The 14,525-nt window shown below is 67.5% G+C and carries 15 protein-coding genes, 1 tRNA gene and 1 pseudogene; 6 read left to right on the forward strand and 11 right to left on the reverse strand.

What is annotated here, in order from left to right; translation table 11 throughout:
- Positions 1-113: 113 nt before the first annotated feature.
- Positions 114-1,409, reverse strand: a complete 1,296-nt coding sequence (locus ACQP1N_RS01290; protein ID WP_433228623.1) for a quaternary amine ABC transporter ATP-binding protein — start codon at positions 1,407-1,409, stop codon at positions 114-116.
- Positions 1,410-1,519: 110 nt separating this feature from the next.
- Positions 1,520-2,095: a dCTP deaminase gene (dcd, locus tag ACQP1N_RS01295; protein WP_067795361.1), complete on the reverse strand. Its 576-nt coding sequence runs from the start codon at positions 2,093-2,095 to the stop codon at positions 1,520-1,522.
- Positions 2,096-2,174: 79 nt separating this feature from the next.
- Between dcd and ACQP1N_RS01300 the strand changes: the two genes are divergently transcribed.
- The 3 genes from ACQP1N_RS01300 (at position 2,175) to ACQP1N_RS01310 (ending at position 4,023) form a co-directional block, all read left to right on the forward strand.
- Positions 2,175-2,248, forward strand: a tRNA-Gly gene (locus tag ACQP1N_RS01300).
- A 384-nt stretch (positions 2,249-2,632) separates the two neighbouring features.
- Entirely contained in the window at positions 2,633-3,370 is a 738-nt protein-coding gene (locus ACQP1N_RS01305; RefSeq protein WP_433228625.1) for a class I SAM-dependent methyltransferase, read from the forward strand.
- A 56-nt stretch (positions 3,371-3,426) separates the two neighbouring features.
- Positions 3,427-4,023, forward strand: a complete 597-nt coding sequence (locus tag ACQP1N_RS01310) for a GNAT family N-acetyltransferase (protein WP_067795358.1) — start codon at positions 3,427-3,429, stop codon at positions 4,021-4,023.
- Here the strand turns inward: ACQP1N_RS01310 and ACQP1N_RS01315 are convergent.
- Complete coding sequence (locus ACQP1N_RS01315; RefSeq protein ID WP_433228627.1) at positions 3,977-4,300, reverse strand: tyrosine-type recombinase/integrase; 324 nt, start codon at positions 4,298-4,300, stop codon at positions 3,977-3,979. The genes ACQP1N_RS01310 and ACQP1N_RS01315 overlap by 47 nt on opposite strands.
- A gap of 442 nt (positions 4,301-4,742) precedes the next feature.
- On the reverse strand, positions 4,743-4,904 hold the full coding sequence (locus ACQP1N_RS01320; RefSeq protein ID WP_433228629.1) for a hypothetical protein: 162 nt from the start codon (positions 4,902-4,904) through the stop codon (positions 4,743-4,745).
- A 243-nt stretch (positions 4,905-5,147) separates the two neighbouring features.
- On the opposite strand from ACQP1N_RS01320, the gene ACQP1N_RS01325 reads away from it, so the two are divergent.
- Positions 5,148-6,074: a hypothetical protein gene (locus ACQP1N_RS01325; protein WP_433228630.1), complete on the forward strand. Its 927-nt coding sequence runs from the start codon at positions 5,148-5,150 to the stop codon at positions 6,072-6,074.
- 74 nt (positions 6,075-6,148) lie between these two features.
- Here the strand turns inward: ACQP1N_RS01325 and ACQP1N_RS01330 are convergent.
- A pseudogene (locus tag ACQP1N_RS01330) lies at positions 6,149-6,576 on the reverse strand (hypothetical protein); the annotation flags it as partial.
- A 113-nt stretch (positions 6,577-6,689) separates the two neighbouring features.
- On the opposite strand from ACQP1N_RS01330, the gene ACQP1N_RS01335 reads away from it, so the two are divergent.
- Positions 6,690-7,352: an alpha/beta fold hydrolase gene (locus ACQP1N_RS01335; protein ID WP_433228631.1), complete on the forward strand. Its 663-nt coding sequence runs from the start codon at positions 6,690-6,692 to the stop codon at positions 7,350-7,352.
- Positions 7,353-7,833: 481 nt separating this feature from the next.
- Here the strand turns inward: ACQP1N_RS01335 and ACQP1N_RS01340 are convergent, their stop codons facing one another.
- From ACQP1N_RS01340 to ACQP1N_RS01355, 4 genes are all read right to left on the reverse strand, one after another.
- Entirely contained in the window at positions 7,834-8,256 is a 423-nt protein-coding gene (locus ACQP1N_RS01340; RefSeq protein ID WP_433228633.1) for a hypothetical protein, read from the reverse strand.
- Positions 8,257-8,681: 425 nt separating this feature from the next.
- Entirely contained in the window at positions 8,682-9,827 is a 1,146-nt protein-coding gene (locus ACQP1N_RS01345) for an IS701 family transposase (protein WP_242609080.1), read from the reverse strand.
- A 162-nt stretch (positions 9,828-9,989) separates the two neighbouring features.
- Positions 9,990-10,802 (reverse strand): HIT domain-containing protein, encoded by an 813-nt coding sequence (locus ACQP1N_RS01350; RefSeq protein WP_433232553.1) that lies wholly within the window; start codon positions 10,800-10,802, stop codon positions 9,990-9,992.
- 367 nt (positions 10,803-11,169) lie between these two features.
- Positions 11,170-11,793, reverse strand: coding sequence for an NAD(P)-dependent oxidoreductase (locus ACQP1N_RS01355; RefSeq protein WP_433228635.1), 624 nt, complete (start codon positions 11,791-11,793; stop codon positions 11,170-11,172).
- Between the two features lie 100 nt (positions 11,794-11,893).
- Between ACQP1N_RS01355 and ACQP1N_RS01360 the strand changes: the two genes are divergently transcribed.
- Positions 11,894-12,280, forward strand: coding sequence for a winged helix-turn-helix transcriptional regulator (locus ACQP1N_RS01360; protein WP_433228637.1), 387 nt, complete (start codon positions 11,894-11,896; stop codon positions 12,278-12,280).
- Between the two features lie 117 nt (positions 12,281-12,397).
- On the opposite strand, the gene ACQP1N_RS01365 is transcribed toward ACQP1N_RS01360, so the two are convergent.
- A complete protein-coding gene (locus ACQP1N_RS01365) occupies positions 12,398-13,177 on the reverse strand; it encodes a hypothetical protein (RefSeq protein ID WP_433228639.1) in 780 nt (259 codons plus the stop codon).
- Between the two features lie 2 nt (positions 13,178-13,179).
- A complete protein-coding gene (locus ACQP1N_RS01370; RefSeq protein WP_433228640.1) occupies positions 13,180-14,460 on the reverse strand; it encodes a VWA domain-containing protein in 1,281 nt (426 codons plus the stop codon).
- Positions 14,461-14,525 lie beyond the last annotated feature (65 nt).

The following is a 14,525-nucleotide window of genomic DNA, read 5'->3' on the forward strand; positions in this document are numbered from 1 at the left end:
ACGTCTCGATCGCCGAGCCGATCCCGTCGAACAGCCACGCCAGGTTGTCGGTGCACCAGTTCACCAGGCCGTCGAACCATTCGCCGACCGGCGCCCGGGGCAGCTCGATCGCGTCACTCACCGTCACTGCCCTCCTGTGCCAGCGCCAGTTCCTCCTCGGTCACCTGCGAGTTGATCGCGCCCAGCGCGGCCAGCAGGGTCACCCTGGGGATGACGCCGAGCAGCGTCCCGTCCCCGTCCGCGACCGGCACCGGCAACTCGCTCTCGGCGCACCGGGCGAACAGATCCGCGACCGGGGTGTCCGGCGCCACCGGGTCCTCCGCGTCGACCAGGCCGTCCAGCGTCTGGACGTTGTCCTGCACCGCGTCGGCGACCGCCGTGGCGCGCACCCGGCCGATCAGCCTGCGGTCGCGTCCCACCACGAACGCCGCGGACGTCTGGTGCTCGCGCATCGTCCGCAGCGCCGTCCGGGGCCCGGTCGACGCCGGCACCGTGACCAGCGGCTTCTCCATGACGGACGACGCCGTCAGCACTTTGGTACGGTCCACATCCGCGACGAACTGGGCGACGTAGTCGTTCGCCGGGTCGGTCAGGATCTCCTCGGCCGTGCCGATCTGCACGATCCGGCCCTCCCGCATCACCGCGATGCGGTCGCCGATGCGCATGGCCTCGTTCAGGTCGTGCGTGATGAAGACGATGGTCTTCCCGAACCGTCCCTGCAAATCCAGCAGAAGATCCTGGACCTCCCGCCGGATCAGCGGGTCGAGCGCGCTGAACGCCTCGTCCATCAAGATGATGTCGGTGCCCGCCGCGAGCGCCCTCGCGAGTCCCACGCGCTGCTGCATACCGCCCGACAACTGCCGGGGAAGCCTGTCCTCCCAGCCTTCAAGCCCCACCAGGGCCAGAAACTCGCGGGCCGTCTTCTCGCGTTCCTCCTTCGCGACACCCCGGACCTCAAGCCCATACGCCGCGTTGGCCAGAACCGTCCTGTGCGGGAACAACGCGAAGTGCTGGAAGACCATGCTGACCTTGTTCTGCCGCAGCGCCCGCAGCGCCTTCGGCGACAACTTCGCAATGTCCTGACCATCGATCTCGACGGTCCCGGACGTGACCCCGAGCAGCCCGTTCAGCATCCGGATCAGGGTCGACTTCCCCGACCCCGACAGGCCCATGACCACGAAGATCTCGCCCTGCCGGACCTCGAACGTGGCGTCCACCACCGCCGGTGTGACCCCGAGGTCGCGGATCGCCTTCAGATCGGCGCCCGCCCTGAGTTTCCGCTGTGCCTCTGCCGTCTTACGACCGAAGAGCTTGGTGACGCTTTCCGCGCGGAGTGCTGACACGATCTCCTTCCGGGTTCCCGCGTCGATACGCGGAAACGGGTCGCCGTCCAGGCGCCAGACCCTCAAGTAAAGAGAGTGTCAACCAGACGCCAAGGGTGTGCGTCGCTTGAAACTACCCGGTAAGAGAAAAAGTTTCACCTTTTGGTGGATCGCGTCACACTCAGGTCACAATTCGGCTACACCTTCGTCCGGTGGAAGTTCAGGTACGACCGCGACGGCGTCGGCCCCCGCTGGTCCTGATACCGCGACCCGTACTTCGCCGACCCGTACGGGTACTCCGCCGGCGAGCTCGTCCGGAACAGGCACATCTGCCCGATCTTCATCCCCGGCCACAGCTTGATCGGCAACGTCGCCACGTTCGACAGCTCCAACGTCACGTGGCCGCTGAACCCCGGATCGATCCACCCGGCCGTCGAGTGCGTGAGCAACCCCAGCCTGCCGAGCGAACTCTTCCCCTCCAGCCGCGCCGCGAGATCATCCGGCAACGCGAAGACCTCATAGGTCGACGCGAGCACGAACTCCCCGGGATGCAGCACGAAGGCCTCCTCAGGCTCGACCTCCACCAGCCGCGTCAGATCCGGCTGCTCCACAGCGGGATCGATGTGCGGATACTTGTGGTTCTCGAACACCCGGAAGTACCTGTCCAGCCGCACGTCCACACTGGACGGCTGAACCATGCCCGGCTCAAACGGGTCGATCTTCACCCGCCCGTTGTCGAGCTCGGCCCTGATGTCGCGATCGGAGAGCAGCACGCCAGAAAAGCTATCCCACCCCGCACCCACCCCGACGATCCGGTACAGTATCCACAGCATGGCGCCCCAAGGGCACCACGCGGGTGTAGTTCAATGGTAGAACTTCAGCTTCCCAAGCTGACAGCGCGGGTTCGATTCCCGTCACCCGCTCCACCAACGAAGGCCCAGGCCAGGGACATGATTCCCGATCCTGGGCCTTGATCATTTTTGACCGCCATCAACGGCGAGCCATTAGGCCACCGGCACCAGTGTCCCAGCCGCCTCGCCGTCGTCCTGGTCGCACTCTTCCCGGACGAGGGCATCGAGGGCGCCGCTACGCGGCTGGTCCCGCCGCGTCGCCCGTCCGCCTCAGCCAGCGTGAACGTGGACAGAACGATATTCGACTTACGCTTGTTGTCCTCCGAGCGGCCTCCTAGGAGGACGCATGGGGCGCCCGCACAGAGGGAAGATCACAAACAGATAGCGCCTCGCTGCAATGATCCCGGCCGTGCCCTAATCGTGTTGACCGTCCCCGGAGGGCGGTGCTGGAGTCGGCGTGTGGACAGCATCCCCGCCAACCGGCGGTACTGGAACCAGATCAGCCGCGCCTACCAGCACGAGCACGACCCGCAGATCGGCGCCGCGCCCCGGCTGTGGGGCATGTACGCCATCCCCGACGCGCACCTGCATGCCTTGGGCGACGTTACCGGCAAGCGTGTCCTTGAACTCGGCTGCGGCGCCGGCCAGTGGTCCAGGTCACTCGCCGCCGAGGGCGCCACCGTGGTCGGGCTCGACCTGTCCGAAGCTCAGCTTGCCGCAGCAGCCCGCGCGATGGGGACGGTCCGCTACCCGCTGGTGCAGGGCGCAGCCGAACTGCTTCCGTTCGCCGCCGGCAGCTTCGACCTGGTGTTCTGCGACCATGGCGGGCTTAGCTGGGCACCCCCGCACCTGGCCGTCCCGCAGGCCGCACGCGTCCTGCGCCGCGGCGGGCGCCTGGTGTTCAACGCCGCCAGCCCATGGTTCGAAGCCTGCTACGACGACGCCCGCCGCGTAACCACCACGCTGCACCACGACTACTTCGGGCTGAACACCATCGCCGAAGACCACGGAGCGGCCAGCTATCAGCTCACCTACGGCGACTGGATCAAGACCCTGCGCGGCGCGGGCCTCATCATCGACGACCTCCTCGAGCCGCGGCCCGAACCCGGAACACTCAACGGCTACAACGAAACCGACCCGCCCGACTGGGCACATCACTGGCCGGCAGAAATGCTCTGGATAGCCCACAAGCCATAAACACGACCGCACCGAAGTTTGCCCCATCTCCCTGGGTGTCCAGTACCGTCCGGTCCGTGAACGATGCAGTGATCGAAGCTTTCCTAGGCAACCAACCGGACCCGTCCTGCCGGGTGACCCTGCGCCACCTCGCCAGCTGTGACGAGGAGGAGTTTCTTAACCTGGTGAGCGCCAGTACGGAACTGCACCGCCCGTGGATGGCTTTGCCGTCCACACCAGAGCAGTATCGGGCTTACCTCACGCGATATGAGCAGCCCGACGAGAAGTCGGTGCTGATCTGCGTGCGCAACAGTGGAGCCATTGCCGGTGTGGTCAACGTCAACAGCATCATCCGGGGACGGTTTCAATCCGGGTCCATTGCCTACGCTGCCTTCGGCCCTACCGCCGGCCAAGGCTACATGACCGAAGGGCTCGCGCTGGTCGTGCGCTACAGCTTCGAGCAGTTGCAGCTTCACCGGCTCGAGGCCCAGATACAACCCGAGAACCACGCCTCCCTCAGACTGGTCCGACGAGTCGGCTTCCGCCATGAGGGCTACTCGCCCGAACTGCTGTACATCGATGGAGCCTGGCGCGACCACGAGCGATGGGCGATCACCAACACCATGATCAAGATCGTGCCCACGCCTCCGCACGCAACGCTGCCAGAACGCTAGAACCCCTCCGTGTGTTGAGGGCGAACTTCGTGGGCGTGAGCGTGCTCGTGCCAGGCGGCTGCGCCGCTCCTGAATCGGTCGGCGTGGACGAGTGCCCCGTCCGGTTCATCAGCTCGGCCAGCGACGCCCCCGACTCGGCCGCATAGGTGTTGCCCGTGTGGCGGAGGTCATGGACGTGGATCGCGCCGACCTCCAATCCCGCGCTCTCCAGCGCCCGTGCCCAGGTCTTGGAGAAATTGCTCCGCCGGACCTGCCCGCCCTGAACGCCGACGAACACGAACCTCTTGGGGCCGGGTTGGGCGTACTCGTCCAGGTGTTTGCGCAGGTCGGGATGATCAGGTCGGGGAGGGCGACCGTGCGTCGGCTGGCTTCTGACTTGGGTGTTCCCTTGACCAGTGGCCCCAGCTCATAGACGGTTTCGTCCACGCGGACCGTCCCGGCGTCGAGGTCGAGGTTCCTACGTCGGAGGCCCGTCAACTCGCCCCCTCGCAGGTTGCCGAAAGTCGCGAGGAGGACGAGCGCCCGGTAGCGAGGTGTGATGCGTCGGCGATTCGGTAGACCTCGGCCACGCTCGGGACGGGCCGTTCTGGGCTCGACTCCCGGTCGGCGCCGGGTATCTGGCACGGGTTCTCTTTGATGCGCTTGTCCCGGACCGCCGTGTTGAGGATGGCGCGCAGCAGCCGGTACGCCTTGGCGACCGTGACCGGCCCGAAGGTCGGCTAGCTCTTGGGACCGGCCTTGAGACGGGACGTCCGCCACTTCCGAACGTCCTCTTCCCGGATGTCGCCGATGTTCGTCTCACCGAAGGTCGGGTTCAGATGGAGTCGCAACAACAGTTCGTAGAGCTGGACGGTCTTGGGGCTGAGTTCCCTGTCCTCCACACCCACTCGGCCGCGGAGGTGGCCTGCTGTACTCCGTACATGGAGCCGCGGACGTACACCGTTGACCCGGAACCCTACGGGCCGCCGCGGCGGTGGTAGGGGAGACCGGTCTGGCTGCAGGTCCGGAATGCGGCGAGTTTCCGATTATCGTCTATGGGGCACCAAAATGATCGTGGGTGCCAGCGTCGGCGGAATGCCGGCGGCGTGCTGCCCGCCCCGACCTCGCGCCGACCGGAGGGTGCCATGGAAGGCGATATGGCCGCGTCCGAAGAGATGGAGCTCTTTGAACAGGGCGGATCGCCGGAGGACCCCACCTCATCGCATCCTCCAGGCATAGGTTTCTATCTGCTCGGTGCAGGCGAGGGACGTACCGTCTTCTACAGGAGTGCCCCTTGGCGGTGGCTGTTGTTCTGGCGGCGGGGAATCAAGTCCATCGTCGTCATGGCCCCACCGAAGGGCCTGCTGGGAGTTCTGGGGTCGCGGCCAGAGGAGCGTTGGCTCCTGGTAGAAGGTGAGCAGGGTCGGCGTGACATAGACGTCTTCTCGCTGTCAGCGGGCGGCAGGCGGGTGAGCCGGTGGGCGGAGCGGCAACTGCTGTTCGGCCTGCTGCGCAGGTCATACCGGATGCTGCGCGAGGAGCAGGAAGGCATGTCGCTGGCCGAGCAGCTCGAGGCCGCGGGATTCAGCGCAAGAAGACCCGATCTGTACGCCTACTGCGCGGATGGGAGTGAAATCCCTGAGGTGGTGTGTGCGCTCCATGATTCAGGAACCGCTATCGAGGTCCTGTTTCCGCACTGGCTGATCGCAGTCCCCGAAGCGATCCTTGATCCGGGTCGCCATGCTGAAATGCGCGAGGGCTGGGAAGACATGATGTCCCGGCGGCCGTCATTGGTGTTGCCGTACGAGGCGAAAGAAATCGTTTCCTATCACTCGCGCTCTACAGCGGAGGAAAAAGGGCACCAAGACGGGGGGTATGAGATGAGGTACCCTGAACCGCATTTTCACACGCGCAACGGCGATGTGCTCTGTTCGGTGTCCGCGTTGGTGCTCGCCTATCGCCAGCGATTCGATGCGAAGGCTCTTTGCCTGGAGGACATCGAGAGAATGATGGAGAAAGCCAAAAGGGGGCCTTGGCCGGAGATGCCCACCACGCCGGGAGACTGTAATTGATGGCCGAGTGTAACGGGGTGGCGTGCCTTATAGGTCACTGGCGCCAAGCACCGCGGACCGGCCATCGCGACGCGGATCGGGCACGGGCCGCCGGTGATCGGGCGCAGGCGCAGCAGGTGCAGGGCTTGTCTGCGTTCGCCCAGTTCTTTGGGGCAGGCCAGGCTGAACGCGGTCGGCGGTGGTGATCAGCAAGGCTTGGCGCCCCGGTAGAAGGCGTGGTGGGACACATCGCGGCCGTAGCCGGCGATCTCGCCCAGCGCAGAGCGGTCCATGGTGATGCGGGAGGTGCCGCACGGCACCGGGGTGCCGTCCATCAGTCGCAGCCGGTCGTGCCAGGCCGAGTGGCGCGGGCCAGGTGCAGCGCCACCGCCACGCACACCAGCTCGGCATCGGGCAGCAGCTCGGGCCGTCCCCGCCGCCGGACGGGTTCGCGCGAGGGCAGGACATGATCGTCCAGATAGACGTACAGTGTGGTCAGAAGGGCGTCCAGGTTTGTCTTCACACACTGATCATGGGCGCCCTTTGCCATGCCCACGGCCGATTCCGCAACACCCCATCAACGATCTGTCCGGCGCCCGCCGATGAGTTTCCGCGCCGTTGCCGGTCACAACCGTCATGACGACCTTCGCTTTTGTCCACGGCGGCGGTGGAAGTGCGTTCGACTGGCATCTACTCGAGGCCGAGCTTCGTGGCCGCGGGCACGACACGGTTGCGGTGGACCTGCCGATGTCCGACCCCCAGGCGGGGCTCTGGGACTACGCCGACACCGTCGTCCAGGCGATCGACGAGCGCCGGCCTCTTGTGGTGGTGGCCCACTCCTGGGGTGGCTTCGTCGGCCCCCTCGTGTGCATGCGGGCCAGAGCCGCCGCGCTTGTCCTGGTGAACGCCATGATCCCGAAACCGGGTGAGACTCCGGACGACTGGTGGGAGCACAGCGGCCGGTCCTCGTCCGGCATCGACGACGACTACGAACTGTATCTGCACGACGTCCCACGGGAGCTGGCCCGGCAGGTGCTGGCCCATGACGGCGCGCTCGCCGAGAAGGTGAGCATGGACCGGGTGGGGCGCGAACCCTGGCCGTTGTCCGCCTGGCCGGACGTTCCGACGAGATACCTGCTCTGCCGCGAAGACCGCTTGTTCACTCCCGAGTTCGTGCGCCGCCACGTGAAGGAGCGGCTCGGTATCACCCCGGATGAGATGCCCGGTAGTCATATGGTGATGCTGTCGCGACCGGGCGAGTTGGCCGACTACCTGGTCCAGGTTTCTGCCGCCGAATGAACGAACGTCCTAGCTGGGAGAGGCTATGGCGGCCCAGGAGTGCCCGTGGTTCGCATCGAGGGGTCAGCCAGACACGATCGGCTCGACACAGCCCGGTTCTGTTCAGGCCAGCGGGGCAGGAGGCGTGCAATTAGCTAAGATGATCAAGGGGCGGTTGCGGTCACTCGCGGTATGAGCGGTGGCCAGGTCAGCCGCTATAGCGGCCGGAATCGGCTTGGTTCCCGAGCTGACAGCGCGGGTTCGATTCCCGTCACCCGCTCTCATAACCAAGGCCCAGGTCAGGGAGTAAACCCCCGCCTGGGCCTTGATCGTTTTGGAGTCCTCTACGGGCCTTGGTGCCAATAGGTGACCGGCCTCAGGGCGCCGGCCGAAACCGTCGTCATCCCCGTCACCGCCCTGCGTTCGTTCGGCCTGGACGAGCGCGTCAAACTCGTCCGCGATCGCCCGATCCGCCTTGACGCTGCCCAGACAGAGACCTTTGTCAGGTCGCCTGATCCGCTGACCCTACGTGCCGATCGGCTGAAGTGGGGTCGCCGAGACGAAGTGCAAAATACGGCGTCCTTGCAGACTCCAGGCGGAGTTCTTTTCTGAGGGAAGTGCGCAAGTCAGCCAAGAGCGGGAGTAGATCTGTGTTCCCGCTGGCAGCCCAGGTGTCAGCGATTTGCTTGGCTAGTTCCACTTGACTTGGAGAGCCCAGCAGCCCTATATCGCTGATTGCCGACTCGATATCTCGCCTGCTTCCCTGTTCAAGTGGCCGGTTGGCTGCATCGTCCAGGCGCCGGTAAGCCTTCAAAAGATAGTCAATATACATGTTACGCTTGATTGCTTGGCGTGCCTGCCATTGAGACACAAGCCAGCCTGCTACAGCAATCAATATTGAGGAGGCAATCGCCAGTGCAGCCATGTTCAATACCGTACGCCCTTGCACGGCAAAAATGCCTTTGTGTCCTCATCCGGACAAGTTGCTGAATGAAAATTCAAGTTGACGTACAAACAACCAGGAAGCCCCCGCGATCCGGAGGGCACGCCCGCGCGGGCTGTCTGTCACAGTGGGTGCTGATCTTGGTTTTAGACGGATAGGTTGAGCGAGCTCGAACCAGGGGCTGCGCCGCCCAATGCAGTTGCTATTAGTACTCCAGCCGCATTTAGAGATGGGTGAGTTCTCGTTGTCGCTGGTAGTGGCATCTTCGAGCACGGGCTTGGTGGCGGCGTCGCCAGTGTGACCAGTGCAGATGGTGTGCGGGTGGGTGCCGGGTCGGGTGCAGGAGGGCGTGGAGGCGGCGGATCTCGTTGACCGTGAGCGGGGCCAACGCGTCCGGATCGTCACCTTCATACCGCCGGCAGGGTGAACGTCCCTGCCGGGACGGCCCCCTGTGTGGCGAGGTCGTCGGCCTCGCCGTCGTCGGTGCCGCTTCGGCCTGGGGGTGGGGCGGCGGCCAGGAAGACCAGGTGCGCGTGGGCGACCATGGCCAGGGTGACGTGCCGGTACCAGGCGGTGTGCTTGCGGACCTGGTAGTGGTCCAGGCCGACCTCGTTCTTGGACGCTTGGAAGCATTCCTCGACGCTCCAGCGGGAGCCTGCCACCCGCACCAGCTCGGGCAATCCGACCGGCCGGTTCGCCCGGCACCGGTAGAACGCCAGGTCGGTGGGGTCGCTGATCGACCGGCGGGCCAGCATCCATTCGTGTTCGCCCAGGCTGATCCATGCCCAGTCGTACCAGCGGCGGCCTTTGGCGCCGTTTCCGCACGAGTGCCGCTGCCACGCCGTCTCCCCCAGGCCGGCGAACGCGGCATCGGCCCTGGTGCGGGTGCCGCCGAGCACGAGCGGGTGGTCGCAGGAGACCGCGAACACAAAGTTGATGCCGCGGCCGGTGCAGCGGCGGCGCAGCACGGTGTTGTCGCCGTAGGCCTCGTCGCCGGTCACCCACCCGAACACCAGCAGCGGATCATCAGCGGCGCGTTCGATCATCCGCCAGGCCAGCTCCGGCTTGGTCGCAAACCGCGTGCGCTCGTCGACCCCGGCGTCGACGAGCCGGCCCGGATCGGCGAACCAGGACTCGGGCAGATACAGCTCCCGGTCGATCAGAACCCGCTGCTTATCGGGGTTCACATACGAGCAGAACACCCCGATCTGACAGTTGGTGATCTTGCCTGCGGTGCCGGTGTACTGCCGCTGCACCCCCGCGCTGCGGCGGCCCTTCTTCTCAAACCCGGTGTCATCGACCGCCAGCACCGCGTCGGCCGAGCCGAGCCGCTCGGCCACCTGCCATCGCAGCGCGTCCCGCACCTGATCGGCGTCCCAGCGGGCGTGATTCAGTAGCCGCTGCATCCCATCGGGAGTGATGTCCCCGGCGAACTCCGCCAGCGACCAGCCGTTCTTGCGCTCCAGCCCGCTCAACAGCCCCAGCAGATACCACCGGGCCCGCACCCGGGGCTCCCGGCGCCCGAAGAACGGCGCCACCACCTGCGCGAACAACTCATCGAACCCATCAGCCCACCCCGCCGGATCGACATCTTCTACAGTAGGCGGCACGGCCACCGCCGATCGTCTGGTCTCAACACACCCACACGATCACAGCGGTGGCCGTCTCACGTCCCGACCTCGATCAGACCGAGATCTCCAAGTGCGGCTGGAGTATTAGGGAGGTGCCTGCGCCTGGGCGGGGCTGGAGCGAACGCGCGGCCTGCTTCGCGGCGGGGTTTGTTCTTGACGGTCTGGCAGCGGCCTAGGGCGACTTGACTGCGTCCGGCGCGGGTGCGCAGCACTGGTCATCTGCTGGGCTTCTTGATCGCTCGGTGGTGGAGCGGCCGGTTCGGGGTAGCAGGAGGCGCCTGCGTGCCTCGTGTAGGGACTCGCCAAGAGCATGGATGAGTTTGGTGTCGGTGGTCGCCACCTGGGAGAAGATGCTTCTGCGGATGATGTGGACGCAGGTCGGGTAGGAGATCCGCTCGGTGTGGGCGACCGGCCCGGCGCTGACGGCGGCGTCATGGGCGAGGCGACGGATCGCGTGATGAACGGCGAGGAAGGCCCAGATCTCTTGGCGGGCTCCTTTGGGTGTGCGTGACCGCAGCGGCCCGGAGCCGGTTGGGAGCTCCACATCAGCCGCAGATCGTCGCCATGCCAGCGCGGGACCACGTGGGTATGGAAGTGAAAAACCTCCTGCCGGGCGGCCTCGCCGGTGGAATGCACGATGTTCACCCCGTCGGGAGCCAACGCAGCCTTCACCAGCGCAGCGACTCGATGCGCCATCCGAGCGACATGCGCATGGGCGGTCTCGGAGATCGTCCACACATCAGCGGCATGTTCGCGCGGGGCGACCAGCGTGTGTCCTGGCGAGGCCGGGGCGATGTCGAGGAACGCCACCGTGTATTCGTCCTCAAGAACACGGTAGGACGGCAGTCGTCCGGCAATGATCTTGCAGAAGGTGCAGTCGCTCACCCACCTGATCATCGCCTCCGCCAACCCGCCATGCCGCCCCGTGCAACTTCGGTCGCCACCTTGCACACGTTCGCTTCCGCACGGCTTGTTGCTGGTCACGATCAGCAACAAGCCGTGCGTAGCGGGACGAGACGACTGGAAGAACGGGTTGACGGCTTCGAAGGGGATGGATCTGAATTCGTCGGCAGGACGGGAAGGCGGACGAGCCGGGTGAGATCGGCCTGCAGCCGTCCGGAGGCGGCGTGAGGCTCAGGACCCGGGTGATACGGGCCGGCTCGGCGGCGACACACCACCGCCAACTGGCGCGGCGGATTCGGTGGCGGTCATCATGCGGGTTTCTTGAGCCGCGGATCTGGTCGGTGATCCAGGCGTTCGGGTATCACGCTTCCCGGATGCTGACGGCGGCGCGGTGGTGGCGGGGTGTGTCGGTCTCGTCGAGAAGCGCGATCGCGAAGTCCGCGTATGTGATCCGGCTGGCCGGGTCGCCGTGCTCGGCGATGCGGTATCGGCCGGTGCGGGTGCCGTTATGGTCGAAGTCGCCCGCGGGGGCCACGTACGCCCAGTCGAGGTCGCAGGTCCGAAGCTCGTCAAGGCCCGCCGCGTGGCCGAGGTAGAAGGAGCGGTACTCGTTGGGGTAGCCGGGTTCGTCCATCAGGGGAGCGCCGGACGCGCCGGGCATGATCGATGCGAGGCCGACCACCACCAGGCGGTGGACGCCCGCATTCGCCAGGCCGGTGGCCAGGGCGCGGGACGACGCGGTGAAGAAGTCGTGCGGTGGCGCGGACAGGTCCGCGGCGGCGCTGATGGCGGCGTCATGCCCGGCGGCGGCGTGCTCGATGCTCACCGGGTCCGTGACGTCGCCCGCCACGACTCGCGCGTCGCTCAGGTCGCCGTGGCGTGCGGGGGCGCGCACCACGGCGGTGACCTGGTGGCCGCGGCGGTGCGCCTCGGCGACGGCCTGCCGTCCGGCCCGGCCGCCCGCGCCAAAGATCACGATGTTCATGGGAATCGCCTCTCACCTGGGCCGGAGCCCGTGCGCCGGCCGAGTTACGGACGCTAGCGAGGGCCGTGGTTACCACCGGGGTACCGGCTATCGTGAGGCCATGAGGGAGCCCCTGCCCGCGGACATGTTCGATGAGCTGTGCCCGTCCTCGCTCAATCCGATTCGATTCGGCGACAAGTGGTCGGCGCTCGTCATCCGCTGCCTTGAGCACGGGCCGCGCCGGTTCTCCGAGCTGCGCGTACCGCTGAGCCGCGTCACTCCCAAGGTGCTCACCCAGTCGCTGCGGTCCCTCGAACGGGACGGTCTGGTCAAGCGCACCGTCTACGCCGAGGCCAGTCCGCACGTCGAGTACGAGTTGACTCCGCTGGGCCGCAGCATGCTCGGGCCGATGGCGTCCGCGTGTGCGTGGGCGGAGGAGCACTGGGACGAACTGCTCGACGCCCGCGAGTCATACGACAACGCCGCCCGCATCGACCGCGCCGGATAACGCGAGCCCGGCTCCGCAAAGGGAAGTAACCGGGGGAGCCGGACTCGCGCGGGTCGTCTCGGCCGAGCGGGGTCTGGGCGGCCGGGTGCCCTTGGGGTGCCCGGCCGCCCCGGCGGTTCAGAACCAGTGGTGCGGACGGCGGGTCAGGTTGTAGCCCGCCACGGTCGCGACGGCGGCGAGGACGCCGCCGCCGAGTGTCCACCACCATCGGCTGGACGGCCAGGAGAACCAGCCCTTGACACGGTCGGCCGGTTTCGGTGCCGAGCTGACGGCGGACGGCGACGCCGGCGGTGCGGCGTCCGGGGCCAGCGTGGCCCCCGGGTTGACGGCCGGGGACAGCGGTGCCTCCAGCTTCGCGCCCGCCGGCTGTGCGGCACCGTCCTTCGTGGTGATCCGCACGTCCACCCGGATCGGCAGGCCGAGGTCCTGCTCGGGCAGGTCGCTCGCCGACAGCCGCAGGTAGTAGGTGCCCGGTAGCGGGTCGTCGGACCATGGTTCGGCCCAGGCGCGGACTTGCCGGAGCGTGCAGCGGAGTTTGACGCTGGTGGCGCCGGTGTTCGCTGTCGCGTTCTGCGGGCCGGCGGTGCACGCTTGGCGGCGGCGGAGCCCGTCGAAGATGTCGGCTGTGTAGGTTGCGGCGCCGTGGCGGTTCGTCGGTGGGGGCAGTGCGACGGTCACCGTGATCCGGCCGGTTTGTCCGGCGGCGGCGGCGAATGACCAGTACAGGTGGTCGCCGGTTGAGGCGGACACGCGGACCGGTCGGTCTGGTTCCACGGTGGTGGCCGTCAGGAAAGACGTCCCGGCGGTGCCGATCGTGGGGGAGGGGGCGTCTGCGGCGGCCGGTCCGGCGGACAGCAGGAAGGCGGCGGGCAGGGCGGCGAGGGGGGCGGCGCGCATGGTCAGTTCTCCCTCCCGGCGGCGCGCCAGCGGGCGAGCCAGCCGATGACGAGGCCGGCGCCCAGGCCGGTTCCGGTGAGCACGACCAGCAGCAGCCAGCCGCGGCCCAGGTCGGGCCCGCCCGGCGCGTCCGAGGACGGCACCAGGTCGACGGTCAGCTCCAGCGGCATGCCGGGCGCCGTCCGCACGTGGGCGGGGGCGGAGAAGGAGTTGCTGACCACCAGGCAGACCGGCTTTGCGGCGGGCTCGCCGTCCGGCGCGGGCGACGCGTCCGTCTCGGGCCGCTGGTCCGGCCAGCGCAGGCCGGTGGACAGCACGTCGGTGCGGCCGCTGCCCGCGTCGGTGCCGCGGACGAGTTCCTGCCCGCCGGGGGACACCGCGCGCAGCAGCACCCCGTGATCGGGGTTCAGCTGCCGGTCGAGCGCGATGCTGATGGAGGCGCGCAGTTCCTGCCCCGGCGCCACCTGCACCCGGTACCAGCGGTGCTCGCTGAACCGTTCCCGGTCGGTGTACACGCCGGGCGTGAGCACCGGGGCGTTGGCGCACTGCGCGGCCCCGGCCACCTGCCGCGGGGTCTGCTTGTAGGTCGCGCCGGCCCGCTGGACGAGCTGGTTGAGGCGGCCGGTCAGCTCCTGCTGGTGCTGGACGGCCGTGTAGGTCCCGCCTGTGGCGTCGGCGATGCAGGTGAGCTGCCGGCGGACCTTGTCGTCCAGGGTGAGCCCGAGGGTGTCCACCACCAGGTGCGTCCCCTGGGCGGCCAGTTCGCGGGCCACGTCGCAGGGGTCGGGGGGCGAGCAGGTGTCCTCGCCGTCGGTGATGAGGACGATCCGCCGGGTCGTCTCCCCGGTGCCGAGGTCCCGGGCCGCCGCGCGCAGCGCCAGCCCGATGGGCGTCCAGCCGGTGGGGCGCAGCGTCGCGATCGCCGTCTTCGCCTCCACCTTGTTCATCGGGCCGACCGGGGCGAGCTGCCGGGTGTCCCTGCACCCGACGGTCTTGGGACTGCCGGGGAACCGGTACTGCGATCCGAGCACCCTGATGCCCAGCTGTGTTTCCGCGGGCAGGGCGTCCACCACTTCGTTCAACGCCTGCTGGGCGGCCGCCATCCGGCTGTTCCCGTCGATGTCCCGGGCGCGCATCGAGCCGCTGACGTCGAGCACCAGCTCGACCTTGGGAGGCTCCGAGGAACCACCGTCATCCGCGGAGACGGGGGGTGCGCCGGGCGGCGCCAGGACGGCCAGTATGACGAGCAGGACGCCGCCGGCCAGACATCGTTTGGTGATCACCGCAGGATCCTAGTGACGCCCGGCGTCCCCCGAGACCAAGATCGGCGATCACTCCCCGCGGGTGG

The organism is Actinomadura formosensis (genome assembly GCF_050948385.1).
Lineage (GTDB): Bacteria > Actinomycetota > Actinomycetes > Streptosporangiales > Streptosporangiaceae > Spirillospora > Spirillospora formosensis.